This is a genomic window from Bradyrhizobium sp., assembly GCF_030646015.1.
Classification (GTDB): Bacteria; Pseudomonadota; Alphaproteobacteria; order Rhizobiales; family Xanthobacteraceae; genus Bradyrhizobium.
On the sequence record NZ_JAUSLT010000117.1, the window covers coordinates 1 to 23,579 of the forward strand.

Annotated in this window: 29 protein-coding genes; 18 read left to right on the forward strand and 11 right to left on the reverse strand. The window is 64.8% G+C overall.

Going from position 1 to position 23,579, the window contains the following annotated elements; genetic code table 11:
* The first annotated feature begins 291 nt into the window (after positions 1-291).
* From Q7T45_RS18345 to Q7T45_RS18360, 4 genes are all read left to right on the forward strand, one after another.
* Positions 292-1,044, forward strand: coding sequence for an SDR family NAD(P)-dependent oxidoreductase (locus Q7T45_RS18345; protein WP_304872467.1), 753 nt, complete (start codon positions 292-294; stop codon positions 1,042-1,044).
* Positions 1,045-1,182: 138 nt separating this feature from the next.
* Positions 1,183-2,322 (forward strand): hypothetical protein, encoded by a 1,140-nt coding sequence (locus tag Q7T45_RS18350; RefSeq protein ID WP_370691312.1) that lies wholly within the window; start codon positions 1,183-1,185, stop codon positions 2,320-2,322.
* A gap of 171 nt (positions 2,323-2,493) precedes the next feature.
* The gene (locus tag Q7T45_RS18355) at positions 2,494-2,982 is read left to right on the forward strand and encodes a Twin-arginine translocation pathway signal (RefSeq protein ID WP_304872470.1); all 489 of its coding nucleotides are present in this window, start codon (positions 2,494-2,496) and stop codon (positions 2,980-2,982) included.
* A gap of 74 nt (positions 2,983-3,056) precedes the next feature.
* Entirely contained in the window at positions 3,057-3,623 is a 567-nt protein-coding gene (locus Q7T45_RS18360) for a ferric reductase-like transmembrane domain-containing protein (RefSeq protein WP_304872472.1), read from the forward strand.
* 80 nt (positions 3,624-3,703) lie between these two features.
* On the opposite strand, the gene Q7T45_RS18365 is transcribed toward Q7T45_RS18360, so the two are convergent.
* From Q7T45_RS18365 to Q7T45_RS18375, 3 genes are all read right to left on the reverse strand, one after another.
* Entirely contained in the window at positions 3,704-4,180 is a 477-nt protein-coding gene (locus Q7T45_RS18365) for a DUF992 domain-containing protein (RefSeq protein ID WP_304872473.1), read from the reverse strand.
* 193 nt (positions 4,181-4,373) lie between these two features.
* Positions 4,374-4,901, reverse strand: coding sequence for a DUF992 domain-containing protein (locus tag Q7T45_RS18370; protein WP_304872474.1), 528 nt, complete (start codon positions 4,899-4,901; stop codon positions 4,374-4,376).
* 142 nt (positions 4,902-5,043) lie between these two features.
* Positions 5,044-6,246 (reverse strand): pyridoxal phosphate-dependent aminotransferase, encoded by a 1,203-nt coding sequence (locus Q7T45_RS18375; protein WP_304872476.1) that lies wholly within the window; start codon positions 6,244-6,246, stop codon positions 5,044-5,046.
* 194 nt (positions 6,247-6,440) lie between these two features.
* On the opposite strand from Q7T45_RS18375, the gene Q7T45_RS18380 reads away from it, so the two are divergent.
* The 4 genes from Q7T45_RS18380 (at position 6,441) to Q7T45_RS18395 (ending at position 10,123) form a co-directional block, all read left to right on the forward strand.
* Entirely contained in the window at positions 6,441-7,673 is a 1,233-nt protein-coding gene (locus Q7T45_RS18380; RefSeq protein WP_304872477.1) for a glycosyltransferase family 87 protein, read from the forward strand.
* Between the two features lie 218 nt (positions 7,674-7,891).
* Positions 7,892-8,551, forward strand: a complete 660-nt coding sequence (locus tag Q7T45_RS18385; protein WP_304872478.1) for a glutathione S-transferase family protein — start codon at positions 7,892-7,894, stop codon at positions 8,549-8,551.
* 146 nt (positions 8,552-8,697) lie between these two features.
* Positions 8,698-8,874: a hypothetical protein gene (locus tag Q7T45_RS18390; RefSeq protein ID WP_304872479.1), complete on the forward strand. Its 177-nt coding sequence runs from the start codon at positions 8,698-8,700 to the stop codon at positions 8,872-8,874.
* A gap of 100 nt (positions 8,875-8,974) precedes the next feature.
* Complete coding sequence (locus tag Q7T45_RS18395) at positions 8,975-10,123, forward strand: PQQ-dependent sugar dehydrogenase (protein WP_304872480.1); 1,149 nt, start codon at positions 8,975-8,977, stop codon at positions 10,121-10,123.
* Positions 10,124-10,202: 79 nt separating this feature from the next.
* Here the strand turns inward: Q7T45_RS18395 and Q7T45_RS18400 are convergent, their stop codons facing one another.
* The 5 genes from Q7T45_RS18400 to Q7T45_RS18420 form a co-directional block, all read right to left on the reverse strand.
* Positions 10,203-10,823, reverse strand: coding sequence for a hypothetical protein (locus Q7T45_RS18400; protein WP_304872482.1), 621 nt, complete (start codon positions 10,821-10,823; stop codon positions 10,203-10,205).
* An 11-nt stretch (positions 10,824-10,834) separates the two neighbouring features.
* A complete protein-coding gene (locus Q7T45_RS18405; RefSeq protein ID WP_304872483.1) occupies positions 10,835-11,152 on the reverse strand; it encodes a hypothetical protein in 318 nt (105 codons plus the stop codon).
* A gap of 341 nt (positions 11,153-11,493) precedes the next feature.
* A complete protein-coding gene (locus Q7T45_RS18410; protein ID WP_304872485.1) occupies positions 11,494-11,670 on the reverse strand; it encodes a DUF3606 domain-containing protein in 177 nt (58 codons plus the stop codon).
* Positions 11,671-11,938: 268 nt separating this feature from the next.
* On the reverse strand, positions 11,939-12,208 hold the full coding sequence (locus tag Q7T45_RS18415) for a hypothetical protein (protein WP_304872487.1): 270 nt from the start codon (positions 12,206-12,208) through the stop codon (positions 11,939-11,941).
* 177 nt (positions 12,209-12,385) lie between these two features.
* Positions 12,386-13,180 (reverse strand): enoyl-CoA hydratase/isomerase family protein, encoded by a 795-nt coding sequence (locus Q7T45_RS18420; protein WP_304872489.1) that lies wholly within the window; start codon positions 13,178-13,180, stop codon positions 12,386-12,388.
* 113 nt (positions 13,181-13,293) lie between these two features.
* Between Q7T45_RS18420 and Q7T45_RS18425 the strand changes: the two genes are divergently transcribed.
* Both Q7T45_RS18425 and Q7T45_RS18430 read left to right on the forward strand, forming a co-directional pair.
* On the forward strand, positions 13,294-14,223 hold the full coding sequence (locus Q7T45_RS18425) for a glycine reductase (protein ID WP_304872490.1): 930 nt from the start codon (positions 13,294-13,296) through the stop codon (positions 14,221-14,223).
* Between the two features lie 187 nt (positions 14,224-14,410).
* Positions 14,411-15,604 carry a CaiB/BaiF CoA-transferase family protein gene (locus tag Q7T45_RS18430; protein WP_304872492.1) on the forward strand — a complete coding sequence of 398 codons (1,194 nt, stop codon included), beginning with the start codon at positions 14,411-14,413 and terminating at the stop codon, positions 15,602-15,604.
* Between the two features lie 129 nt (positions 15,605-15,733).
* Here the strand turns inward: Q7T45_RS18430 and Q7T45_RS18435 are convergent, their stop codons facing one another.
* Positions 15,734-16,099, reverse strand: coding sequence for a DMT family protein (locus tag Q7T45_RS18435; protein ID WP_304872493.1), 366 nt, complete (start codon positions 16,097-16,099; stop codon positions 15,734-15,736).
* Positions 16,100-16,301: 202 nt separating this feature from the next.
* Here Q7T45_RS18435 and Q7T45_RS18440 point away from each other — a divergent pair, with 202 nt between their 5' ends.
* From Q7T45_RS18440 to Q7T45_RS18470, 7 genes are all read left to right on the forward strand, one after another.
* Positions 16,302-17,120 (forward strand): PAS-domain containing protein, encoded by an 819-nt coding sequence (locus tag Q7T45_RS18440; RefSeq protein WP_304872495.1) that lies wholly within the window; start codon positions 16,302-16,304, stop codon positions 17,118-17,120.
* Between the two features lie 119 nt (positions 17,121-17,239).
* Positions 17,240-17,701 carry a GNAT family N-acetyltransferase gene (locus tag Q7T45_RS18445; protein WP_304872497.1) on the forward strand — a complete coding sequence of 154 codons (462 nt, stop codon included), beginning with the start codon at positions 17,240-17,242 and terminating at the stop codon, positions 17,699-17,701.
* Positions 17,702-17,948: 247 nt separating this feature from the next.
* Positions 17,949-18,908, forward strand: coding sequence for a 1-acyl-sn-glycerol-3-phosphate acyltransferase (locus Q7T45_RS18450; protein ID WP_304872499.1), 960 nt, complete (start codon positions 17,949-17,951; stop codon positions 18,906-18,908).
* Complete coding sequence (locus Q7T45_RS18455) at positions 18,803-19,744, forward strand: aldo/keto reductase (RefSeq protein WP_304872501.1); 942 nt, start codon at positions 18,803-18,805, stop codon at positions 19,742-19,744. Before Q7T45_RS18450 ends, Q7T45_RS18455 begins: the two co-directional genes overlap by 106 nt.
* The gene (locus Q7T45_RS18460) at positions 19,745-19,945 is read left to right on the forward strand and encodes a hypothetical protein (protein ID WP_304872502.1); all 201 of its coding nucleotides are present in this window, start codon (positions 19,745-19,747) and stop codon (positions 19,943-19,945) included.
* A 266-nt stretch (positions 19,946-20,211) separates the two neighbouring features.
* Positions 20,212-20,484: a hypothetical protein gene (locus tag Q7T45_RS18465; protein ID WP_304872504.1), complete on the forward strand. Its 273-nt coding sequence runs from the start codon at positions 20,212-20,214 to the stop codon at positions 20,482-20,484.
* 2 nt (positions 20,485-20,486) lie between these two features.
* Positions 20,487-21,131, forward strand: coding sequence for a SagB/ThcOx family dehydrogenase (locus tag Q7T45_RS18470; RefSeq protein WP_304872506.1), 645 nt, complete (start codon positions 20,487-20,489; stop codon positions 21,129-21,131).
* On the opposite strand, the gene Q7T45_RS18475 is transcribed toward Q7T45_RS18470, so the two are convergent.
* Positions 21,028-21,711 carry a TetR/AcrR family transcriptional regulator gene (locus Q7T45_RS18475; RefSeq protein ID WP_304872507.1) on the reverse strand — a complete coding sequence of 228 codons (684 nt, stop codon included), beginning with the start codon at positions 21,709-21,711 and terminating at the stop codon, positions 21,028-21,030. The two genes, Q7T45_RS18470 and Q7T45_RS18475, sit on opposite strands and share 104 nt — an antisense overlap.
* Before the next feature lie 82 nt (positions 21,712-21,793).
* Here Q7T45_RS18475 and Q7T45_RS18480 point away from each other — a divergent pair, with 82 nt between their 5' ends.
* Positions 21,794-22,585, forward strand: coding sequence for a crotonase/enoyl-CoA hydratase family protein (locus Q7T45_RS18480; protein ID WP_304872508.1), 792 nt, complete (start codon positions 21,794-21,796; stop codon positions 22,583-22,585).
* A 181-nt stretch (positions 22,586-22,766) separates the two neighbouring features.
* Here Q7T45_RS18480 and Q7T45_RS18485 read toward each other — a convergent pair whose 3' ends face one another.
* Entirely contained in the window at positions 22,767-23,474 is a 708-nt protein-coding gene (locus tag Q7T45_RS18485) for a glutathione binding-like protein (protein ID WP_304872509.1), read from the reverse strand.
* Positions 23,475-23,579: the final 105 nt, after the last annotated feature.

Genomic DNA, 23,579 nt, shown 5'->3' on the forward strand with positions numbered 1-23,579 from the left:
ATTGGAATTCCAGCCGAGTTAGGCAAATCGGAAGCAGCGGCGTTTTGGAGCCGCTGCTTTAACTGGTGCACAGGCAAATGTCCGTTGCGGGTCAACTTCCGACATCGACGGGCGCTGCCGCAGCGTCCGCTTTGTCCTCACAAATAGACATTCGTCAGCTTCGTAGGCGCGCGCCGCAGTCGTTCGACAGAATGGATTTGACAAACTCGACGTTCCCTTGACTGCTCTTTGAAGATGAGCAGACATGGTGATGGCGATGCGACAGCGCATTCACATCAAAGGAACGAATCGATGGACCTTTCGGGCACCGTCGCACTGGTGACGGGCGGCAATGGCGGGCTGGGGCAGCGGATCTGCCACGCGCTGGCGCGGGAGGGCGCGCATGTCGCGGTCGTGTATGCGCGCAGCCGCGAGCAGGCGGAGGGCGTCGCCGGCGAACTGGCGTCGCAGTATCAAGTCAACGCCCGGGCGTTCGGCTGCGACATATCAGACGGCGCCGATGTGGAGCGGCTGGTCGGCGAGGTAATCAAGGCCTTCGGCCGGCTCGACGTGCTGGTCAATGACGCCGCCTACAATATCGCGATCCCGTTCGGCGATCTCGACGCCCTGACGCCGGAGGTGTGGGAGAAGATCATGGCGATCAACCTGACCGGGCCGATGCGCCTGATCAAGGCGGTGGCCCCGGTCATGAAGGCGCAGGGGCAAGGCCGCATCGTCAACATCGCCTCGGTGGCGGGGCTGAGCCCGACCGGCTCCTCGATCGCCTTTGCGGTGTCGAAGGCGGGGCTGATCCACCTGACGCGCTGCATGGCGGTGGCGCTGGCGCCGGAGACGCTGGTCAACTGCGTGGCGCCGGGCCTGCTGGACGGCACCCGCGCGACCGCCAATCTGCGCGCCGAGCATGTCGAGCGCGCCGCTTCCTCCTCGATCCTGAAAAAGCCGGCCGACAAGGACGACTGCGCCGACATGGTGGTCGCGATGTGCCGCACCGAGACCATGACCGGCCAGACCGTCGTCATCGACTCCGGACGGATTTTTCACTAGGACGACAGGCCAGACAGGTTTGTCGCATCGCTTGGCGATGCTCTTCCCCCTCCCCACCGCTTCGCCCGCCTTCGCCAAACGGCTTCGGCGGACGCAGCGGGAGGAGGGGAGAAGCAAGAAATAACCGAGGTTCGATCGATGGTCGTGTGGTCTCCTTTCAGGTTCAACTGCGGACGCGAGATGGCGAACCGGTTTGCGATTGCGCCGATGACGACCGATGCTTCCCATGACGACGGGACGGCCGCGGAAGACGAACTCGAATTCGTCCGGCGGCGCGCGGCGAACGGATTCGGCGCCACGATTTCTTCCGCCGCTTACGTGGAAGACGACGGGCGCTCCTGGCAGGGAATAGGCGCGGCGCATGACGGCCACCTGCCCAGCCTGCAGCGGCTCGCCGAGGCGATGCGCGTCGCGGGAGGCCTTGCGATCCTGCAGATCTATGACGGCGGCCGCATCGCAAAGCCCGAATTGATCGGCGAGCAAACCATGCGGGCGCCGTCGGCGGTCGCATCGTTGCGTCCCGGCGCCAGGACGCCGAGGGCGATGACGTCGGGCGAGGTCGAAAGCCTGGTTGGCAGCTTTCGAAAGGCCGCCGCGCTCGCCCGCAAAGCCGGTTTCGACGGCGTCGAGATCCACGGCGCCAACCACTACGCGGTGCACCAGTTCTTCTCGCCCCGGGCCAATCATCGCGACGATCATTGGGGCGGCACGCTTGCGAAGCGCATGAACTTTCCGCTCGCGGTCGCAGCGGCCGTGCGCGACGCGCTCGGCCCGAAGCTGATCGCGGGGTATCGCGTGACGCCGTTCGAGGCCGAGGCGGACGGCTATACGCTGGAGGACGCCAAGCTGCTGTGTGACGAACTGGCCAGGCTCGGCCTCGACTACATCTCGGTTTCGCTCGACGATTACCGCAAGAGCCGGCCGCAGCGAGAGACCCGCGTCTATGATGGTTCGGTCGAGCACAGCGATACCCCGGCGAAAAATCCCGTCACGGAACTGGCCCGCGTCATCGCGGGCCGCAGCGCGGTGATGGCCAGCGGCGGGATCAGGACATGCGGGGATGCCGAGGGGGCGATCGAACTGGGCGCCGATCTGGTCGCGGTGGGACGCGCCGTGGTGGTCGATCCGGAGTGGCTTTCCAAGGTCCGAAGCAAGCGCGAAGCCTCGATCCTCGCGGGATTGCCTGGGGATGAACGCGAGATCGCGAGCTCCCTGAGCATTCCCCCGCGAATGGTCGAATATATGTTGAGCCGTCCGGGCTGGATTCCCCGGCTGTAGGGCGGGTTCACTTTAACCCGCCGATCCCCACGAGATGGCGGATTAAAGGGAATCCGCCCTACGGCGATCGCCACACGCGTTCACAACACTGTTATGCGCGCTGTCGCGCGCTTCGGCGGCGCTTGTTGTATTCTCGGCGGAGCAATTGCACGACCGTCCAAGGGAACCTGCATGACCACCATCGTATTCAACCGCCGCACCCTGCTCGCCGCCGGCGGCGCCGTGCTGGCGTCAGGGGTTTCCGGGCTGCTGTTGCCCGCCCGCGCGGAAGGCCTCGCGCCGACGCCTTCGATGCGGGGCGGCACCAACAACTACCGCGAGGGCGCAGCGATCGTGGACCGGATCGGCAAGGGTGGCTTCTGGATGACCGGCACCGTGCGCCGCGCGGGCGACGGGGCGCCGCTGGCCGGGCAGCGCATCCAGATCTGGGCGCACACGACCGAAGGACAGGAGCACGAACCGCAGAGCCATGGCGCCACGCTCACCGACAAGAACGGGGTGTTCCGTCTCGAGATGCCGCAGATCATTCCCGTGTTCGGCCAGCCGCATGGCCACCTCGCCTATGACAGCGGTGAGTTCAAAGCCGTCTTTCTGCGGCCGGTGATGCGCAGCGCCAAGGAGACCAGCCTGGAGGCGCACTTCGTGCTTCAGCCGGTCTGACCGAATTGCCAACGCAGCAATGGAGATCGGCCCGGACGGCCCTGATCTGGGTCGCCCTGGCGGCAGCCATTGGCGTGCCGATCGCGGCCGCAGCCTTGAGCCCGCTGCTCGCATGGCGCGATGCGGTCTACATCCTGGCCGGGTTCGCAGGGATTATCGCACTGGGTCTTGTGCTGGTTCAGCCCTTGCTGATTGGCGGATACTTGCCGGGACTGTCGGCGTATCGTGGACGGCGTGCCCATCACTGGATCGGAGGCGCGCTGGTGGTGGCGGTGGTGCTCCACGTCGGGGGTCTCTGGTTCACCAGTCCGCCTGACATGATCGACGCCCTCACCTTCTCATCGCCGACGCCGTTCTCTCCCTTTGGTGTGATCGCCATGTGGGCCATCTTCGCCGTCGCGATCATAGCTGCACTGCGCCGGCGCCTGGGCCTGCGAGCGCGAACGTGGCGCATCGTCCATATGCCGCTTGCGATCGTCATCGTCGCAGGGAGTGTGGTCCATGCCATCCTCATCGAGGGGACGATGGAGACAGTGTCGAAGGCGGCGCTTTGCGCGCTGGTCCTTGGCGCGACCATCAAGGTGATGGTGGACCTGCAGGTGTGGCGAACGCGCGGGACGCTGCGCGGAGAGAACAGGTAGGGCGGGTTCTCTTTAACCCGCCATCTCGCGGTGGAGCGGCGGGTTAAAGAGAACCCGCCCTACGACATCGAGAGACGCCCTCACCTCCCCGGGCGAAGTTCCAGGCTTTCCAGTCCGGCGGCGACGCTGATGCCGACCTGGCCCTGCAGGCTGAGCGGCTGCAGCGCGATGGTGTTGTTGGAGCCGCCGACCAGCAAATTGCCGCCGGCGCCGACGCCGAGCGTGGCGCTGCCCTGCACGCCGGCGTAATTGCCGGCGAGGTCGCCGGGACCGAGCCGCGCCACCGGCGCGAACACGCCCCAGGCCAGCGCCGATTCCTGGGTGATGCCGAGATCGAGCCCCACTTTGCGGATGGTGGCGACATAGCGGTCTTCCGGCAGGCCGTCGACGCGCAGCACGCAGCCGAGATTGGTCACCGAGCCCACGATGAAGCCGACGCTGGCGCCGCCGCGGCATTCGAGGATTCCGACCTGCACGCGCTGCATCGCCTGGGCTGCGGCGGAAGTCGCGACCAGCACGGTCGCGGCGAGGCCGGCAAGGAGGGTGGAACGGGACATGGGGAAATCTCCGGCTGAAAGATGTGATGCGAGCAGGGAAGGCGCGCGCCGCTGCCCTGGCGCGTGGTTCTCTATGACATAATGCAACTAAGCGTGCCAGATTTGCGCTCCCCTCTATTGCGCCAGCGCAAGCGCCCAAAAAAAGAGGCCCGCTTTCGCGGGCCTCTCGTTGAACTCTTGTCGTTCTCGGGCGTCAGCCGTGACGGCGATGCTTGTGATGCCGGTGATGACGGGGCGTGCCGCCACGCCCGAACCGGACCGGCGCCAGCTCGATGTCGGCAATCCCCGCCGCGACGTTCAGACCGGTCTGGCCCTGCACGCTGATCGGCTGCAGCGCGTAGGGATTTTCCGGGCCGCCGACCAGGAAATTGCCGCCGAAGCCGACGCCGACCGAGGCGTTGGCGCCGACGCCGCCGTAATTGCCGGCGAGGTCGCCGCGTCCCACCCGCCTCGAGGGCGCGTTCACCGCCCAGACCAGCCGGGTCTGGTCGGTGAAGCCGAGATCGACGCCGTAGCGGCGCACGGTGGCGAGATAGGGTTCGGGACGGCGGCCGTCGCTCTGGAATACGCACTGGAATGAGGTGACCGAGCCGACCACGAAGCCGACATTCTGGCCGCCCTGGCATTGCAGCAGGCCGGCGCGCACCTGCGGCGCCGCATGAACGCTTGCGATCGAGGCGCCGAGCGCGGCGACGGCAAGGGCGATGGTTGAAACTCGCATAAATCTGATCTCCGCTGAGGGTGTTTGCGGAGCTACGAGAAGAAAATGGCTTGTCCAAAAGAAGAAAGCGCCTTGTCCGAAACAAGGCGCTTCCCAAACGCTGACATCAAACCGTCACGACTTCGACGGCGAAGTGATTTGACTATCTCAAATTGCCACAGAAACGCTGGATACGTTTGCAGGCCTCTTCAAGGTCCGACGTCTTGGTCGCATAGGAAATCCGGAACGCCGGGCCGAGCCCGAACGCCGAACCCTGCACCACCGCGACGCCTTCGGTTTCCAGCAGCTCCGTGACAAAATCCTCGTCATTGGCGATCACCTTGCCGGACGGCGAGGTCTTGCCGATGGTGCCGGCGCAGGACGGATAGACGTAGAACGCGCCTTCCGGCCGCGGGCAGTCGATGCCCTTGGCCTGGTTCAGCATCGACACCGCGAGGTCGCGCCGCTCCTTGAACACCTTGTTGTTCAAGGGGATGAAATCCTGCGGACCGTTGAGCGCCTCGACCGAGGCCCATTGCGAGATCGAACACGGGTTCGAGGTCGACTGCGACTGGATGGTCTGCATCGCCTTGATGAGTTCGGCGGGCCCGCCGGCATAGCCGATGCGCCAGCCGGTCATGCAATAGGCTTTTGAAACGCCGTTCACCGTCAGCGTGCGGTCATACAGTTTCGGTTCGACCTGCGCCGGCGTGGTAAAGACGAAATCGTCGTAGACCAGGTGCTCGTACATGTCGTCGGTCATCACCCAGACATGCGGATGCTTCACCAATACGTCGGTGATCGCCTTCAATTCGGCGCGCGTATAGGCCGCGCCGGTCGGGTTCGACGGCGAGCACAGGATGATCCACTTGGTCTTCGGCGTGATCGCCTTCTCCAGCGCCTCGGGCTTCAGTTTGAAACCGTCGGCGGCGGTGCAGATCACTGGCACGGATTCGCCGCCGGCCAGCGCCACCATTTCCGGATAGCTCACCCAATAGGGCGCGGGAATGATGACCTCGTCGCCCGGATTGATGGTGGCCATCAGGGCGTTGTAGAGCACCTGCTTGCCGCCGGTGCCGACGATGATCTGGTTCGGCTTGTAGGTCAGGCCGTTCTCGCGCTGAAACTTGGCGATGATCGCCGCCTTCAGCTCGGGAATGCCGCCGACGTCGGTATATTTGGTCTTGCCGGCCTCGATGGCGTGGATCGCCGCCAGCTTGATGTTGGCGGGCGTGTCGAAGTCGGGCTCGCCGGCGCCAAGGCCGATGACGTTGCGGCCGGCCGCTTTCAGCGCGCGTGCTTTATCCGTGACCGCGATCGTCGCGGACGGCTTCACACGGTCAAGCGCAGCGGACAGGAAAGGCATCATCGTCTCCTTGCAGGCGTGGTGAATCCACGGGTGAGGTCACACCGATCCACGACTCGTCTTGTTGGGATCGAGGCACCCTAAAGCGCGTTACGCCGCATCGCAAGAAGCTTGGGCCGATGCGGCCAAACTTTAGGGAACGTTAAAACGGCCCGGCTAGAACAGCGCAATATTCATACAATTTCTGCGGCAAAATGACTCATTTCTGGCAAAGCGTCTGGCAAGGGTTGCGCTCCGGCGGTTGGCTCACTGCCGCGCGCGCGCGCGGCTACAGCCTGATCCTGCTCGGCGTCTGCGCCGTGGCGATATCGGGCTGGATCGCGCTGTCGGACGGCCTGATCGACCGCAACGGCAAGCCACTCGGCACCGACTTTTCCAACGTCTATGCCGCGGGCACCCTGACCTGGCAGGGCCGGCCCGCGGACGCCTATGTGCCTGCCCTGCAGCACGCCGCCGAAAAGGCCGTGTTCGGCGGCCGCGAGGTGCCGTTTTATGGCTGGCACTACCCGCCGTTCTTCTTCGCGGTCGCGGTTCTGGTCGCCGCGGTTCCCTATGCTTTCGGCCTGGCGATCTGGCTGGCGGCGAGCTTCGCCGCCTATCTGGCGGTGATGCGCGCGATCCTGCCGCGCCCGGAAACCTGGCTGATCGCGGCAGCCTTCCCCGCCGTAGTCGTCAATATCGGCCACGGCCAGAACGGATTTCTCACCGCAGCATTGCTCGGCGGCGCGCTGCACCTGCTCGATCGGAGGCCCTGGCTCGCGGGCGTGCTGATCGGCTGCCTCGCCTACAAACCGCAATTCGGCGTGTTGATCCCGGTGGCGCTGCTGGCGGGCGGACGGTGGAGCACCATCGCGGCTGCTGCGGCCACGGTGGCGGCGCTGGTCGCCGTCAGTTTTGCCACGCTCGGCGGCGGCGTCTGGCACGCCTTCGCGGATTCCATGAATTTTACGCAAACCGTGGTGCTCGAACAGGGCGGCACCGGCTGGGAGAAGATCCAATCGATATTTTCGGCGGCGCGGATGTGGGGCGCCGGCGTGCCGCTGGCCTATGCCGCGCAGATCGCGCTGGCGGTCATGCTCGCGGCATGTCTGGCGTGGTTGTGGCGGAGCGATGCCGCCTTCGACCTGAAGGCTTCGGCGCTGGCGAGCGGCAGCCTGCTCGCGACACCCTACGTGCTCGATTACGACCTGGCGGTGCTTGCGGTCGCGATCGCCTGGCTCGCGCGCCATGGACTCCGCCGCGGCTTCGCACCGTTCGAAATCAGCCTGCTGGCCGCGGCGTGGCTGGTTCCGCTGCTGTCGCGCGGCGTCGCCGGAGTCAGCGGGATACCGCTTGGCCTGATCGTGTTGCTGCTGACTTTCGCTTGCACCATGCGGCGCGCGGTCGCCGAACGCGAACGCCGACAAGATGGCGCAGGCGTGATCTGAATTGTTAACGCGTGCTGGCAGGATTTTTGGCGCGGTTGCAGTGCAATAGAGGTTTTCGACTTTTTCCACTGCGCGGGCCTTGCGACACAACCGCAACGGCATCATTGTTTAGCCGCGTTGCGGCGCGACAAGGCAAAGCCGTGAAGGCCAACACCTTGAAAGCAAAGCCTCGCACGACGGCCTCATGGCCGCGTTTCTCCGATCGAACTGATTTGAAGATGTACAAGCTCTATTCGATGCAGCGCTCCGGCAACAGCTACAAGGTCCGCCTTGCGCTGGCGCTGTTGAATGCGCCCTATCGCGCCATCGAAGTCGACATCCTGCGCGGCGAGAGCCGCACGCCGGAGTTTCTCGCGAAGAATCCCTCAGGGCAGGTGCCGCTGCTGGAAGTCGCTGAAGGACGCTATCTCGCCGAATCCAACGCCATCCTCTGGTATGTCGCCGGCGGCACCCCGCTGGCGCCGGAATCACGGATCGAACGCGCCGAGGCCCTGCAGTGGATGTTCTTCGAACAGCACGCGCTGGAGCCGAACATCGGTGCGGCCTATTTCTGGCTGGCGCTGGTCAAGGGCGGCCGCGACCTGCAGACCCACGCGCTGGAAGACTGGATGGAGCGCGGCTATGCCGCGCTGCAGGTGATGGAAAACCACCTCAAGACCCATGAGTATTTTGCGGCGGGGCAGCTGACCGTCGCCGATATCGCGATGTACGGCTACACCCATGTCGCCGACCGCTGCGACTTCGACCTCGCGACCTTCCCCGCCATCCGCACCTGGCTGCGCAGGGTCGAGCAGACCAGCGGTTTCGTGCCGATGGACTGGCAACCCGGCGCCTCCCAGGCCGAGGTCGACGCCCCCGGCATCGCCGCCGAGGCGTGATAGGGCGCGAATAGCGGGCATAACCCGGCCTTTCGCCGTTATTTTGCCATGTTCGGAGGCGGAACCGCCGCAATGTTGCCAGCGATTATTGCGAGATTCCAAGGTGTTGGGCGATTCGTTCGCCCGCTTATTCAGGGATTTCGACCATGATCCGGTCGTCCGGCGCTACGGACCATCACGTCCGTTCCGCGCCCGTCGTTTTGACCAGACTGACCCACGTCGTCGCCGGCCGGCTGGCGATCGGCGGGCTGTCGCTGTGCCTGATCGTCGCCCTCACGGTGCTGTCGATCGAAGTCGCCACAGCGATGCCCATTCCGGCGTAGCGCTCAAAATCCCTGGTGCAGGCCGCACGCTTTCCAGCACCGCAACTGCCAGCGATAATGTCATCGCGATCGGGCCATCATGAACGCGACTAAGACTCCAATGGTCCTTGTGACGGCGTCGTTGACGGTTGCGATCGTATTGACGGCGACGTTCCTGATCGTCACCTCCACCCGCGGCGAAAACACCTCGTTTGCGTCGTCGGCGGGGCAACTCGACGTCCAGACCGTCGCCAGCGGCCTGGTCAATCCATGGGCGCTGGCGTTCCTTACCGACGGCCGCATGCTGGTGACCGAGCGCGCCGGCCGCATGCGCATCGTTACGCCGGAAGGCCAGGTTTCGCCGCCGCTGAAGGGCGTGCCCGAGGTGTGGGCCTCCGGCCAGGGCGGATTGCTCGACGTCATCACCGACAAGAATTTCGCGCAGAGCAAGACCATTTACTTCTGCTACGCCGAGCGCAGCGCCGGCGGCGGCCGTACCGCGGTGGCGCGCGCCAGACTGAACGACGGCAGCGGCCGGCTCGACGAGACAAAAGTCATCTTCCGGCAGGAGGGACCGCTGTCGTCGGGCAATCATTATGGCTGCCGCATCGCGCAAGCCGGTGACGGCAATTTGTTCGTCACGCTGGGCGATCATTTCAGCGCCCGCGACGAGGCGCAGAATCTCGGCAACCATATCGGCAAGCTGATCCGGATCGCGCCCGACGGCACGGCGCCGGCCGACAACCCGTTCGTCGGCCGCAACGGCGCCAAGCCGGAAATCTGGAGTTTTGGCCACCGCAACGAGCAGGGCCTCGCGATCGATCCCTTAACCGGCGATCTCTGGGAAAGCGAGCACGGCCCGCGCGGCGGCGACGAGATCAACCTCGTCGGCAAGGGCAAGAACTACGGCTGGCCGGTGATCGGCTACGGCATCGATTACAGCGGCGCCAAGATCCATGAGGCCGCCGCCAAGGACGGCATGGAGCAGCCATTAAAATACTGGGTGCCGTCGATCGCCCCGTCCGGCCTGGCGTTCTATTCCGCAAAACTGTTTCCGAAATGGACCGGCAGCCTGTTCACCGGCGCGCTGGCGGGCAAGATGCTGGTGCGGCTGCAGCTCAACGGCCACACCGTGACCTCAGAAGAACGCCTGCTCCCCAACCTCAACGAACGCATCCGCGACGTCCGGCAGGGTCCGGATGGCGCGTTGTGGCTGCTGACCGATAGTTCGGCCGGACGGATTTTGCGGGTGTCGCCGTCGGCGAAATGAGGACGCCCTGCCGTGCAACGTGGGCGCGGCGCCTTCACCATATGAAAACCGCCGGGGACTGCCCCGGCGATTACTTCATTTAGCGCATACCGGCGCCATATAGCTGACGTTCCTTGCGGACGTCGTCGGCGCCGTATGGCTTGCTCGCCGGATCGAATGTCTTCCATCCAGACTTCTGCCAGGCAGCGCTTCTGTCTTGAAGGTTGACTGCCGATTGCCCAAGGACCGCCTCAAGACGAGCGCGGTCGGCATCGGCGACGCGGGCAGTAACCAAGGCTCCGCCACGCCGCACGCCTTCGGCATACATTGCGGCGTCATCCTTCGACACGCCGGCCTCGGTCAGCGCGCCGACAATTCCACCGGTCGCGGCGCCCGCGGCAGCTCCGAGCGCGGTCGATGCGAGCCAGCCCGCCGCGACAACCGGTCCGAGTCCGGGAATGGCCAGCAGGCCAAGCCCGGCCAGCAAACCGGCGGCACCGCCGAGGCCAGCACCGATGCCAGCGCCGGTCCCCGCTCCTTCAGCGCGGTCATCGACGCCGTCGCGATCGCGGTCCACCTTCTTGTCGGCGCTGTACCAGTTGTCCGAATTGTTGGCGACGATGCTGATCTCCGAATGAGGCACGCCGGCTGCTTCCAGCGCCCTTACGGCACGTTCGGCATCGGGATAGGTGTCGTAGAGCCGAGAGATTGTAACGGTCATTTTCAATGTCCTTACTTTACGGGGTTCACGTTGCCTTGGAAATCGACGCTTACGCTGGCAGATGCACTGCCCTTCTTGGCTTTGCCTCGCCAAACCCCGTTGTCATCTTTCTTCAGCTCAGTGACGTTGGAGTAACCAGCCTCCTCGATTTTCGACTTGGCCTGGCCTTCCGTGAAGCTGTTTCGGCCGGCGACCGGCGCATTCGAATTGTTCTGACCCGGGCTATTGACGGCATTGTTGTTCGGACCGGATTGCGCCGGCTGTTGCGCGGCAGCCGATCCGGCGACGAGCAAGGCGGCCGTCGCAACCGTGAAGAATAGACGCTTCATTTTTTTCTCCATGTGAGTAGGTGTTCGTAACTTTCCCTGTTCCGGATTGTTCCGGCGACTGTAAACGAGATGCCGTTTCTTCCCGAACCGCGCAGACGTTGCGGGAATATGAAATCGATTGATGAGTGAATCGTTCCGCTGTGTCGCCACACGAAGAGAGCGATCGCGATCAGGATTGGGGAGAGGAGAATGCGAGCTCATTCGTGAATTCGGAGGAGTGATCCGTCCGGTAGGCGACTGATAAACACAGACGAAACCTTGATCGGCTGGAATTTTGCAGCCCCGACGTCGCCCCGTAGGGCGACATCTCTCGTTATTCGCTAGCGAATGGCGCCAGGGCTTTAGGTAAGGCCCAACTCTTTTTTCACTGCCGCAGCGGCGTTGCCGACCCTGTCCACTGCCTTCTGAAGCTGCTCATTCGATATGTTCAGATGCCTGGTCCAGTACTGAACCTGATCAGGCTCGTGCATGTAGATCTTCGACCGGTCCTGCACAGCCCTGCTCCTTGAATCGTCCATACTCGATGCTCCGGATCGCGTCACAAATCGTTTCGGACAACTTTCGTTCAGCAGCGGCCTTACTTAGATGGTCTTCCACGCCTGGCGAAGGAAACTCTGCCGGCGTCGGCGGCTCTGCGCAGGAGGCCCGCCTTTTTCAAGGCCTCGGCCTTGTCCTGGCCAGGCGTCATTGATCGGGCGGCATCAAGAGCGTCATCAGCATCGGCTTCGGCATCCATATCGCGATCGCGATCTCGGGGTGGTTTACCTGGCATCGACGGACTCAACTTCAGAGAAACTCACGCAGGCGTGCCAGCTCGGCGACGTGGTCGGCCGATAATGTGTCGGTTATCAGTGGGGCCTGCGGCGCGGCCTGGATTTCATAGAGATGACGAACGGATTCAGGTCTGGCCATGAATTCGCGAATGCATTCATCCAGCGAACCCTCGAAAACCAGGTACGGACCTGCGCCGTCGGTCAGACGGGCGTTTTTCAACGAGGGCCATTTGCGGACGACAGCTGGAACGTCAAATCTCACCTGAACTTCAGAGCCATCCATTCGCCGTCGTGACCTCTCCAGCAGAGCAAGGACGGCCTCAGCATCTCGGGGGAACACATGCTGAGGCCGCAAGGTGCTTGTGTGCATCGCTGCACCAGCCCTTTAATTCCGGACGTTGCCACTTGTTCCCGGACGGGGCTTATTCCTCGATTCAGGCAATGCGGGAGAAATGCGGCCTCACTCCCCCCGAAACACCGGCTTGCGCTTTTCGTTGAACGCCAGCACGCCTTCGCGGCGATCGGCGGTGGGGACCAGGCGATTGTAGGCCTCGATCTCGAAGGCCATGCCGTCCGACACTGACATCTGCAGGCCACGATGAATCGCCTGCTTGGCTTGCCTCACCGCGATCGGCCCGTTGGCAGCGATGCGTCGGGCTGTCGTCATCGTGGCTTCCAGCAGGCCGGCGGGTTCGACCACGCGATTGACCAGCCCCCATGCTTCCGCCTCTGCAGCGCTAAAGGGCAGCCCCGACAGGATCAGTTCCTTGGCGCGCCGCTCGCCGACGGCGCGGGCGAGGTTCTGGGTGCCGCCGGCACCCGGCATGATGCCGAGCGTCACCTCGGTCAGGGCAAAACGCGCATGGCTGGCGGCATAGACGAAATCCGACGCCGCCGCGATCTCGCAGCCGCCGCCATAAGCCGCCCCATTGACGGCCGCGATCAGCGGGACCGAACATGCCATCAGCGCCCGCGCCATTCGCTCGAAGATCAAATGCTGCGACTGCCATTCTGCGTCGGTCATGCCGTTGCGCTCCTTGAGGTCGCCGCCGGCGCAAAACGCCTTGTCGCCGCTGCCGGTGATCACAACGGCGCGCAGGCCAGCGAGGTCGACCGAGAATGTTTCGAACACTTCCACGAGATCGAGGCCCATCCGAGTATTGAGCGCGTTGGACGCCGCCGGCCGGTTCAGCGTGACGAGCAGGATGTGATCGTCATGGCGGGCCACAGTGATGGTCTCGAAATCGGCTCGCATCCCATTCTCCTTCGCGGACTCTAAAGATCACTTCTTGACCGGAGCCGGGCTATCTCTAGTCTGGCCGAAGGTCGATTGATAATCTAACGGCGGAAACACGGAAGGACCAAACCATGCCGGGCTCGCTCGATGACCAACTTGGCTTTGCGCCCGATTATGATTCCCCGATCCCCTACATGCAGCGGACCCGCGACTACTACACCGCGATCGGCTACACCACGCCCTATCGCTGGGCGCACCATGTCGAGGCGCCGTTCCAGCCGCTGAAGAAGCCGCTGGCGCAGTCGCGCGTCACCATCATTACCACCGCCGCCCCCTATGATCCCGCCAAGGGCGACCAGGGCCCCGGTGCGGCCTACAACGGCGGCGCCAAATTCTACCAGGTCTATGACGGCGACACCTCGCAGCCGCACGATTTGCGCATCTCGCATATCGGCTACGACCGCAAGCACACGTCGGCGACCGACAGCGGCACGTGGTTTCCGCTGCCGCAGCTGCTGCAGGCCAAGGCCGCAGGCCGGATCGGCGAGGTCGCGCCGCGCTTCTTCGGCGCGCCGACCAACCGCAGCCACCGGGTCACCATCGAGGTCGATGCGCCTGAAATCCTCGCCCACTGCCTCGCCGACCAGGTCGATGTCGCCGTGCTGGTGCCGAACTGCCCGGTCTGCCACCAGACATCAGCGCTGGTGGCCCGCCACCTCGAAGCCAATGGCATTTCGACCGTGGTGATGGGTTGCGCCAAGGACATCGTCGAGCACGCGGCGGTGCCGCGCTTCCTGTTCTCCGATTTTCCGCTCGGCAACTCCGCCGGCCGGCCGCACGACGTGGCCTCGCAGGCAGAGACGCTGGAACTGGCGTTCCGCTTGCTGGAGACGGCCTTCGTCGCCCGCACCACGGTGCAGTCGCCGCTGCGCTGGAGCGCGGATGCCTCGTGGAAGCTCGACTACAACAACATCGCGCAGATGAGCCCGGAAGAACTGGCGCGGCGTCGCGCCGAATTCGACAAGCAAAAAGAAATCGCGCGCGGCAACCGGGCGGCGTGATCGGGGGGCCCTTCCCTTCTCCCCTTGTGGGAGAAGGTGGCGCGAAGCGCCGGATGAGGGGTCTCTATCCGCGGGCAGTCTGTTCGTTGAGCCAACCCCTCACCCGTCTCGAATGCGCTACGCGCATTCGAGCCACCCTCTCCCACAAGGGGAGAGGGAAGGAAGAAGAACAGGGAGAACACCCACCATGACCCGACCGTTCGAAGGCGTGAAGATTCTCGACTTCACGCAGGTGCTGGCCGGCCCCTATGCCAGCTACCAGCTGGCGCTGCTCGGCGCCGACGTCATCAAGGTGGAGCGCCGCGAAGGCGAGGACATGCGCCGTACCCCGCTCAGCCGCGAATGGGCCGATCGCGGCCTCGCCCCGGGCTGGCAGGCGATCAACGGCAACAAGCGCAGCCTGACGCTCGACCTGTCGAAGCCGGAGGCGATCGCCATCGTCAAACAGCTCGCGGGCCTGGCCGACGTGGTGATGGAGAATTTTCGTCCCGGGGTGATGGACCGGCTCGGCATCGGCTACGCTGCACTCTCGCAGATCAATCCGAAACTGATCTATTGCGCCGTCTCGGGCTTCGGCCAGACCGGCCCGGAACGGTCGGGCGCCGGCTATGACGGCAAGATCCAGGCGCTGTCAGGCATCATGGCGATCACCGGCCACGAGGAAACCGGACCAACGCGCGCCGGTTTTGCCGTTTGCGACGTGCTGTCAGGGGCGACCGCCGCGTTCGGCATCTCCAGCGCGCTGTTCCAGCGCACCCATACCGGCAAGGGCCAGCTGGTCGACGTCTCCATGCTGGAGGCATCGCTGGCGTTCCTGTCGGGACAGGTGGCGGACTACACCGTCGCCGGCCATCGTCAGCAGCTCTCCGGCAACCAGGCCGTCAGCCGCCGGTCGACCGCCAATCTGTTCAAGGCGGGCGATGGCTACCTGCTGCTCGCGGTCAACAGCGAGAAGCAATACCGCGCGCTGATGACCGCGCTCGGCCGTGCCGACGCGCTGGATGACCCGCGCTTCGCCGACTGGTTCGCGCGGCAGGAAAACGAGCCGGCGCTGCGCGCCATCATCGAACAGGCGCTTGCGAAAAAGACTCCGCGCGAGTGGGAGAAGATCCTGGAGGCGGCGGGCGCGCCCTGTGCCAGCATCTGGAAGATCGAGGAGGTGATCGATCACCCGCAGATCGCGGCGCGCGGCGCCATTCAGGAGATCGATACGCCGTATGGCCGGCTGCGCTTCGCCGGCAGCGGTTTCAAGCTCGCCCATGGCGGCGGCCGGCTCGATACCATGGCGCCCGAACTCAGCGCCCACACCGACGAGGTGCTGGCCTCGCTCGGCTACGGCGCCGAGGCGATCGCGGATTTGCGCGCGCGCGACGTGGTGTGAGTTCGTAGGGTGGGCAAAGGCGCCCTTTGCGCCGTGCCCACCATCTTACGCAAATAAAGACGGTGGGCACGCCAACGGCCGCGCATTCGCGCGACCGTTGGCTTTGCCCACCCTACGCAGCTACGCAGCTCACCACTTGTGAAAAATGAAAAACGCGCCCGCCGCGATCAAGGCAAAACCCAGTCCGTGGTTCCAGCCCAGCGGCTCCTTCAGATAAAACACCGAGAAGCCGGCGAACACGATCAGCGTGATCACCTCCTGCATGGTCTTCAGCTCTGCCGCCGAATAGACCGCGCTGCCCCAGCGATTGGCCGGCACCGCGAGCCAGTATTCGAAAAACGCGATGCCCCAGCTCACCAGCACGACGGCCGGCAGCCAGCTCTCCTTGAACTTGAGATGGCCGTACCAGGCAAAGGTCATGAAGACATTGGAGGCGAACAGCATCAGGATCGGCAAGACCTGTGGTGACAAGATCTGCGGCGAAATGGTGGGCATGAATATCCTTTCGAAATGTCCGCGGCTCAATACACCAGGTCCCAAGCCGGTTCCCCGGCGATCGAATACCATTTGATTCAAGCGTTCGGAAATCCGCGTCTGCCGGATCAACCGCTTTTTAGGCATGGCGCGGGAAATTTCACCGCTGTTGCAACCATGCGTCATGCTGCGGCCGTTATCCCTCGTGGCAACGAGAGCGAGCATGCAGTTCGACTGGCGCGCACTTTCCGGTCCGGTTCTGACAGCGGCGACGGCGTTGATCGCCTTCGTGGTCGACCGCACGCTGGTTGCCGTTCCCAATCCCGCGCCGCTGTTCGTCTGCATCGTGGCTTTCGCGGCCTCGCTCAGCGGCACCGCCTCCGGGCTGACCAGCGCCGTCATTGCCGTGGTCTCGTCGGCGATGTTCTTCCTCAACCACCGCGCCCTGCCCGGCTACGACATGTCGGATCTGGCCCGCATGCTGCTGCTGGCGATCACCGCGGCCGGCACCGCAATCATCACCGGCCATTTGCGCCAGAAATGGATCGACGCCTTCGCCTCACAGCGCCGGCATCACGCCACCGCGGAACGGCTGAGGGCGGCGCTCGACCAGGTCGACATCGGCATCGTGCTGCTCGATGCCGACACCCGCGCCGAATTCATCAACCGCGCTTTTCGCCATTATTTCTCGCTTCCCGACGAAAAGGCCGACTCCAGGCCGCCCTTCATCGCGCTGATGTATCACGGCCGCGATACCGGCGCCTTCGAACTGCCGGAGGACGAACTGAGCCACTTCATCGCCGGGCGCACCGAGATGATGCGGTCGGGCGATTCGACGCCGATCAACATCAAGCTCAGGGACGGAGAGGTGCTGCGGTTCAGCTGCACCGCATTGCCGGACGGCGGGCGCATGCTGAGCTATACGCCGGTGACCGACCTGGTCCGCCACACCGACGATCCCGCCGGCGCCGACTACTACCGCTCGATGCGCGGCGGCGGCGGCGACCGCGACCTCGCCCGGCACCTGCGCGCCGCGGAATAGGTGCACCGGAACACCCGCTGTCTCGCCGCGCGATTGATCCCTTGCGGTGGCGCCTGTAGGCTGGCTTTATCAGCCCGCGCGTCGACGACGCCGCTCCTTCCCCGAACACGGACTCAAGCATGCCCGGCGACGTCTCGATTCGCTTTGTCACCCGACAGGACTACGCAAGATGGCTTCCCTTGTGGGACGGCTACAACGCGTTCTACGAGCGGACGGGACCGACCGCGCTCGATCCCGCCATCACCGCGATGACGTGGGCGCGATTCTTCGATGCCTATGAGCCGGTGCACGCCCTCGTCGCCGAACGCGACGGCGAATTGCTCGGGCTGGTGCATTATCTGTTTCACCGCAGCACCACCGCCATCGAACCGACAATCTACCTGCAGGATCTCTTCACCAGCGAAGCCGCGCGCGGCAAGGGCGTCGGCCGCGCGCTGATCAACGGCGTCTACCAACAGGCCAAACTGGCCGGATCGCCGCGGGTGTACTGGTTCACGTACAACACCAACCACACCGCGATGCAGCTTTACGACAAGGTGGCGGAGAAGACCGGCATCGTGGTCTATCGCAAGGTGTTCTGATGGGCGTTCCCCGGGGCCCCCTTCGCCGGCCTGTGGATAAATCCTGATGTCACCGGGGCGTAACAAAGCCCGGCTAGGTTGCGCGGGCGCCTGATCAGGGCCCCCCGTCACGGATCATGCGCCCCCAGCGGTCCCCGTCAGTCGCCGCGTCTGACCGGGGCCGCTTTTTTTGTGATGTCAGCGGTCGCGCTGTGCATGCCCGCGCAGCGTGATCGCCGCGCCGGTCCCGACTCAACGAACTGACCTCATGATCCGCGCCATTTCCATCCTGCTGGCCTTCATCGTCCTCACTTTGATGCTGCTGCCGTTTCAGCTCGCCGGCATCGCCCTCGGCCTGCGGCTGCAGCGCACCCTCCCGCATTGGTATCATCGCATTCTCTGCACGCTGATCGGGGTGCGGATTCGCGAAATCGGCACGCGATCGGCGGATAGCCCCGCGCTGATCCTGTCGAACCATGTCTCCTGGCTCGACATCTGCGTGATCTCGGCGCTTTCGCCGGTGGTGTTCGTCGCCAAAAGCGAGGTGGCGGGTTGGCCGGTGTTCGGCTGGCTGGCCCAATTGCAGCGAACCATCTTCATCAACCGGCAGGCCCGGCATCAGACCGGCGCGGCGAGCCGGGAAATCGCCGGTCGCTTGCTCGGCGGCGACGCCGTGGTGCTGTTTGCCGAGGGCACCTCGGGCGACGGCATCCGGGTGCTGCCGTTCCGCTCCTCGCTGGTCGGCGCGGTGCATCACGCGCTCGGCAACTCGCAGCATAGCCACGTCACCGTGCAGCCGATGTCGCTGGCCTATCGCAGCCTCGGCGGTGTGCCGATGGGCCGCGGCCTGCGCCAGCGGGTGGCGTGGTACGGCGACGCCGAGCTGATCCCGCATCTGCTGGCCGTGCTGGCATCGGGCGCCGTCGACGTCACCGTGAGCTGGGGCCAGGCTGTCGCCTACGATATCAGCGCGGACCGCAAGGCGATCACCCGCGATGCCGAACAATCGGTGCGGCGCATGACCGCGGCGGCCCTTCGCGGCGCAGCATCGGCGCATCTTGCGGGCCCGGTGCCCGCAGGCCACAATGCGATCCCGCCTCGCGCACTCCACAGGATCGATCCATGCACATTCGCAATCTCGGCGGCTCCGGCCTGCGTGTCTCCGCCGTCGGCCTCGGCTGCAACAATTTCGGCCAGCGCACGGATCTCGAAACCTCGCGCAAGGTGATCCACAAGGCGATCGACCTCGGCATCACGCTGTTCGATACCGCCGACATCTATGCCGGCATGGGCGGCTCCGAGACCGTGCTGGGCGAAGTGCTCGGCGACCGCCGCAAGGACATCGTGCTCGCGACCAAATATTCCAAGCCGATGAGCCAGGACGGCACCAAGCAGGGCGCTTCGCGGCGCTACATCATGTCCGCGGTCGAGGCCAGCCTGAAGCGGCTGAAGACCGACTACATCGACCTCTACCAGCAGCACGATTACGATCCGCTGACGCCGATCGAGGAGAGCCTGCGGGCGCTCGACGACCTGGTGCGGCAGGGCAAGGTGCGCTACCTCGGCAATTCGAATTTCCCGGCCTGGCGCATCGCCGAGGCCGAGTTGATCGCGCGGCAGCTGGGCCTCAACCGCTTCGTGTCGTGCCAGGACGAATACAGCCTGGTGATGCGCGACATCGAGAAGGATCTGCTGCCGGCCGCGCAGGAATACAGGCTCGGGCTGTTGCCGTTCTTCCCGCTGGCCAGCGGCCTGTTGACCGGCAAGTACCAGCGCGGCGCCGCCGCCCCCGCCGACACCCGCTTCGCCAAGGCGCCCGCGCTGCGCGACCGCTACGTCACACCGCGCAACGAGGACATCGTCGAGAAGCTGCAGGCTTTTGCGCAGAAGCGCGGCCACAGCATGCTGGAACTGGCGTTCTCCTGGCTGGCGTCGCGGCCGCAGGTATCGAGCGTGATCGCCGGCGCCACCCGCGTCGAGCAGGTCGAGCAGAACGTCAAGGCGATCGGCTGGAAGCTGAGCGCGGAAGAAATCGCGGAGATCGACGGGATGACGAAGGCGTAGATGACAAACCGGCCGGAAACCCCCGCCCCGTCCTCGCGCCGCCTCGCCTGCGCCGGCTGCGGCACGGAATTTTCGTGCAGCCTGTCAGGGCCGTGCTGGTGCAGCGAGGAAACCGTGCGGCTGCCGATGCCGGTCGATGGCGGCGATTGCCTGTGCCGGGATTGTCTGCGCAAGGCGGCGCAGGTGGTTGCGAGCCGGTAGCCCGGCCGGCGCCCGGAGCGGCACTTCCAACTCCCTCATGGTGAGGAGCGCGTCCGGCAGCGCCCTTGCGCTGTCCGGCGCGCGTCTCGAACCATCTGGCACGCCGCCTGGTGCCATCCTTCGAGACGCCGCGCAAAGATGCGCGGCTCCTCAGGATGAGGTCCGGCTGTGGCGGCTCGCCGCGCCCGGTCAGTCTTGATCTAGAACAAGCCGCCCCTGCTCTATTCCGCGTTTAATTTACTTTTTGACGCGCGCTGGAGGTCAGCATGTTCGTGGTCCGTCTCAAACGGCCCAATGAGGATTTCGATTTCAAGGTGTTCGCCTCGGGCGACGCCGCGCTTGCTCGCTTCAGGACCGCCCAGCGAATGATGATCGATGGCGAGGTCGAGGAATGCGCGTTGTTCGAGGCGCGGGCAGCCGACGCCGCTGGCGCGATAGCCATGATCAACGAGGGCAATGCTGCGCTGATCGAGGCCAATCTGGACTCCGATGCCCCGGCGCAAGCCTCCGAACCGACGACGCGTGACAGGAGACCGTGACGATGAATACCCTGACAAAGCTGGCGCTCGGCGCGATGGGGCGGTTGCGTCCCAAGCCGGCGCAAGGCGACGCCGTGCCGAAGATCGCGCTGCCCGCTCCCGACAAGGCCGGCGGCATGCCGCTGATGGAGGCGATTGCGAAGCGGCGATCGGAACGGGAGTTCGCCCGCAAGGAATTGCCGCTGCCGATGCTCTCCAGCCTGTTGTGGGCCGCCAACGGCGTCAACCGCCCGGATGGCGGACGCACGGCGCCTTCGGCGATGCATGCGCAGGAGATCGACATCTATGTCGCACTGCCCTCCGGCGCCTATCTCTACGACGCCGCCGCGAACGAACTGCAGCTGGTCGCGGGCAGCGATCTGCGGCGCGTGACCGGCTATCAGGACTTCGTCGACGAGGCGCCGCTCGACCTCGTCTACGTCGCCGACCACGGCCGCATGATGCTGGTGCCGGTCGCGAGCCGCGAGAGTTTTGCGTCCGCCGCGGCCGGCGCGATCTCGCAAAACGTCTATCTGTTCGCCGCCGGCAACGGGCTTGCTACCGTCATCCGCGCCTGGATCGACCGCGAGGCGATCGCCAACGCGCTGGGCCTCGGCCACGACCATCAGGTGCTGCTGTCGCAGACGGTGGGGTTTCCAAAGGGCTGACGGCGTCAGCCAACGCCAGCTCCGTCAGGGAACGGGCGGCTTCGCCGGCCGTCTCCATATAGGAGGGATCGCGATGCAGCAGCACGACGGCGAATGATCCGTCCAGCAGCAGCAGGATCTGCCGGGCCAGCCGTGATCCCTCGCCGATCCCTGCGGCCTCGAAGGTCACGCGCAGCCAGTTTTCGAATTTCTTCTTGTGCGCGGCGCCGATCTTGATCGCGGGATGGCCGGGCATGTTGGCGAGTTCGGCGGACGTGCGCAGGAAACCGCAGCCCTTCCATTTCGGATGCCGCGCCGAGCGGGCGAGGTTGCGAAAGATGCCCTCGACCTTGTCCGGCAATCCGCCTTCGGTCTCGGCGAACCAGCGCTGAAACAGCGCGAGATTGGGTTGATCGCGGGCGGCCAGATAGGCCGCCACGAGGTCGTCCTTGCTCCGGAAGTGATAATAGAGCGTACGCTTGGTGAGCCCGGCCCTGGCCGCCACCGCGTCGACGCTGACGCCCCGGATGCCGTCGCTGTAAAACAGCTTGCTCGCCGCGGCGATGATGCGTTCACGTGTATCGGTAACAGGCCGTGCCATGCCCCCATGTATACCGTCCAGTGAATATACTCAACGACCCAGGGCCCATAGGGTGAGCCCATGGATTTTGGGGAGACGGAACATGTCCGAGGTAGTGCTGCTCGACGTCAGTGACGGGATCGCCCTTGTCACGCTGAACCGGCCTGACAAGCTCAACGCATTGAATTACGAATTGATCGACCGCCTGATGGCGCTGCTGGACCGCATCGAGGGCGATGCCGGTGTGCGCGCGGTCATTCTGACCGGCGCCGGCGATCGTGCCTTTTCCGCCGGGGCCGACATCCATGAATTTTCCTCGAGCGTTCGCCGCGGCACCGATACGGCGGTCCGCGACTTCGTCCGGCGCGGCCAGGCCATGACCGCACGGCTCGAAGCCTTCAGGAAGCCCGTGATCGCCGCGATCAACGGCATCGCGTTCGGCGGCGGCTGCGAGATCACCGAGGCCGTGCACCTGGCCATCGCCAGCGACCGGGCGCGCTTCGCCAAGCCGGAGATCGCATTGGGCATGCCGCCGACCTTCGGTGGCACCCAGCGGCTGCCGCGGCTGGCGGGTCGAAAGCGCGCGCTCGAATTGCTGCTCACCGGCGAGCCGTTCGCGCCGTCGCGGGCGCTGGAAATCGGGCTGGTTAACAAAGTGGTGCCCCATGACGAGCTGCTGCCGGCCGCGCACGATCTCGCCGCACGCATCATCCGCCACTCACCGCTGGCGGTCGGCGGCATCATCACCGCCGTCACGCGTGGCTTGAACATGGGCATTGCCGAGGGGCTGCAGGTCGAGAGCGAGCAATTCGCCCGCGTGGCGCCGAGCCACGACCTCGGCGAAGGCCTCGCCGCCTGGATCGCGCGCCGGCCGCCGGTTTACGGCGGGCGGTGACGATAGGCTACGTCGTCATTGCGAGGAGCTCCGTAGCCCGGATGGAGCGATCGGCCGGCGCGAGAGCGCCGTGGCGATCGCGTAATCCGGGGCCGGTGTAACGACCTCCCCGGATTGCGCCCATTGGCCGCCGCTTTCGCGCCGGCCATTGGGCTCCATCCGGGCTACGGGGATTGCGGAGCTACCGCACCACCGCCGCGGTCTGGCCGAACAAGATCCTGCGCTCTTCCTCGGTGCGGTTCACCGGCTGGCCGAAATTCGGATTGATCTCCTTGGCCATGGCGTAGGCGCGCACCGTGGCCGGCCGCTCGCGGATGGTTTCGAGCCAGCGCTTCAGATGCGGGAAGTCGTCGATTTCCTGACCCTGGTTCTTGTAACCGACCACCCAGGGATAGCTCGCCATGTCGGCGATCGAGTATTCGCCGGCAATAAATTCGCGATCGGACAGCCGCTTGTTGAGCACGCCATAGAGCCGGTTGGTCTCGTTCACATAGCGGTCGATGGCGTATTTGATTTTTTCCACGGCGTAGTTTCGAAAGTGGTGGTTCTGCCCGGCCATCGGTCCGAGCCCGCCCATCTGCCAGAACGTCCACTGGATCGCGTCGTAGCGTCCGTAGAGGTCGGCGGGAAGGAATTTTCCGGTCTTCTCGGCGAGATAGAGCAGCATCGCGCCGGATTCGAAGATCGAGATCGGCTTGCCCCCGCCCTTCGGCTCGTGATCGACCATCGCGGGGATGCGGTTGTTCGGCGCGATCGCCAGAAATTCCGGCTTGAACTGTTCGCCCTTGCCGATGTTGACGGGGATGACCTTGTATTTCAGCCCGGTCTCTTCGAGAAACATCGTGATCTTGTGGCCGTTCGGCGTGGTCCAGTAATAGAGGTCGATCATGGCGCGTACCCTGTCCTGCTCGCGGATCTCGATTTGGATGCGATTGCATGAACTTCACCGCAACGGATACGCGGAGTCAATGGCAGCCGTTTGGCTTGCTTTCTT

What these genes read in the sequence shown, in the direction of transcription:
- Q7T45_RS18345 (WP_304872467.1), top strand. Translation starts at nt 292, where the DNA reads ATGGACCTTTCGGGCACCGTCGCACTGGTGACGGGCGGCAATGGCGGG.
- Q7T45_RS18350 (WP_370691312.1), top strand. Translation starts at nt 1,183, where the DNA reads ATGGTCGTGTGGTCTCCTTTCAGGTTCAACTGCGGACGCGAGATGGCG.
- Q7T45_RS18355 (WP_304872470.1), top strand. Translation starts at nt 2,494, where the DNA reads ATGACCACCATCGTATTCAACCGCCGCACCCTGCTCGCCGCCGGCGGC.
- Q7T45_RS18365 (WP_304872473.1), bottom strand. Translation starts at nt 4,180, where the DNA reads ATGTCCCGTTCCACCCTCCTTGCCGGCCTCGCCGCGACCGTGCTGGTC.
- Q7T45_RS18370 (WP_304872474.1), bottom strand. Translation starts at nt 4,901, where the DNA reads ATGCGAGTTTCAACCATCGCCCTTGCCGTCGCCGCGCTCGGCGCCTCG.
- Q7T45_RS18375 (WP_304872476.1), bottom strand. Translation starts at nt 6,246, where the DNA reads ATGCCTTTCCTGTCCGCTGCGCTTGACCGTGTGAAGCCGTCCGCGACG.
- Q7T45_RS18380 (WP_304872477.1), top strand. Translation starts at nt 6,441, where the DNA reads ATGACTCATTTCTGGCAAAGCGTCTGGCAAGGGTTGCGCTCCGGCGGT.
- Q7T45_RS18385 (WP_304872478.1), top strand. Translation starts at nt 7,892, where the DNA reads ATGTACAAGCTCTATTCGATGCAGCGCTCCGGCAACAGCTACAAGGTC.
- Q7T45_RS18390 (WP_304872479.1), top strand. Translation starts at nt 8,698, where the DNA reads ATGATCCGGTCGTCCGGCGCTACGGACCATCACGTCCGTTCCGCGCCC.
- Q7T45_RS18395 (WP_304872480.1), top strand. Translation starts at nt 8,975, where the DNA reads ATGGTCCTTGTGACGGCGTCGTTGACGGTTGCGATCGTATTGACGGCG.
- Q7T45_RS18400 (WP_304872482.1), bottom strand. Translation starts at nt 10,823, where the DNA reads ATGACCGTTACAATCTCTCGGCTCTACGACACCTATCCCGATGCCGAA.
- Q7T45_RS18405 (WP_304872483.1), bottom strand. Translation starts at nt 11,152, where the DNA reads ATGAAGCGTCTATTCTTCACGGTTGCGACGGCCGCCTTGCTCGTCGCC.
- Q7T45_RS18410 (WP_304872485.1), bottom strand. Translation starts at nt 11,670, where the DNA reads ATGGACGATTCAAGGAGCAGGGCTGTGCAGGACCGGTCGAAGATCTAC.
- Q7T45_RS18415 (WP_304872487.1), bottom strand. Translation starts at nt 12,208, where the DNA reads ATGGATGGCTCTGAAGTTCAGGTGAGATTTGACGTTCCAGCTGTCGTC.
- Q7T45_RS18420 (WP_304872489.1), bottom strand. Translation starts at nt 13,180, where the DNA reads ATGCGAGCCGATTTCGAGACCATCACTGTGGCCCGCCATGACGATCAC.
- Q7T45_RS18425 (WP_304872490.1), top strand. Translation starts at nt 13,294, where the DNA reads ATGCCGGGCTCGCTCGATGACCAACTTGGCTTTGCGCCCGATTATGAT.
- Q7T45_RS18430 (WP_304872492.1), top strand. Translation starts at nt 14,411, where the DNA reads ATGACCCGACCGTTCGAAGGCGTGAAGATTCTCGACTTCACGCAGGTG.
- Q7T45_RS18435 (WP_304872493.1), bottom strand. Translation starts at nt 16,099, where the DNA reads ATGCCCACCATTTCGCCGCAGATCTTGTCACCACAGGTCTTGCCGATC.
- Q7T45_RS18440 (WP_304872495.1), top strand. Translation starts at nt 16,302, where the DNA reads ATGCAGTTCGACTGGCGCGCACTTTCCGGTCCGGTTCTGACAGCGGCG.
- Q7T45_RS18445 (WP_304872497.1), top strand. Translation starts at nt 17,240, where the DNA reads ATGCCCGGCGACGTCTCGATTCGCTTTGTCACCCGACAGGACTACGCA.
- Q7T45_RS18450 (WP_304872499.1), top strand. Translation starts at nt 17,949, where the DNA reads ATGATCCGCGCCATTTCCATCCTGCTGGCCTTCATCGTCCTCACTTTG.
- Q7T45_RS18455 (WP_304872501.1), top strand. Translation starts at nt 18,803, where the DNA reads ATGCACATTCGCAATCTCGGCGGCTCCGGCCTGCGTGTCTCCGCCGTC.
- Q7T45_RS18460 (WP_304872502.1), top strand. Translation starts at nt 19,745, where the DNA reads ATGACAAACCGGCCGGAAACCCCCGCCCCGTCCTCGCGCCGCCTCGCC.
- Q7T45_RS18465 (WP_304872504.1), top strand. Translation starts at nt 20,212, where the DNA reads ATGTTCGTGGTCCGTCTCAAACGGCCCAATGAGGATTTCGATTTCAAG.
- Q7T45_RS18470 (WP_304872506.1), top strand. Translation starts at nt 20,487, where the DNA reads ATGAATACCCTGACAAAGCTGGCGCTCGGCGCGATGGGGCGGTTGCGT.
- Q7T45_RS18475 (WP_304872507.1), bottom strand. Translation starts at nt 21,711, where the DNA reads ATGGCACGGCCTGTTACCGATACACGTGAACGCATCATCGCCGCGGCG.
- Q7T45_RS18480 (WP_304872508.1), top strand. Translation starts at nt 21,794, where the DNA reads ATGTCCGAGGTAGTGCTGCTCGACGTCAGTGACGGGATCGCCCTTGTC.
- Q7T45_RS18485 (WP_304872509.1), bottom strand. Translation starts at nt 23,474, where the DNA reads ATGATCGACCTCTATTACTGGACCACGCCGAACGGCCACAAGATCACG.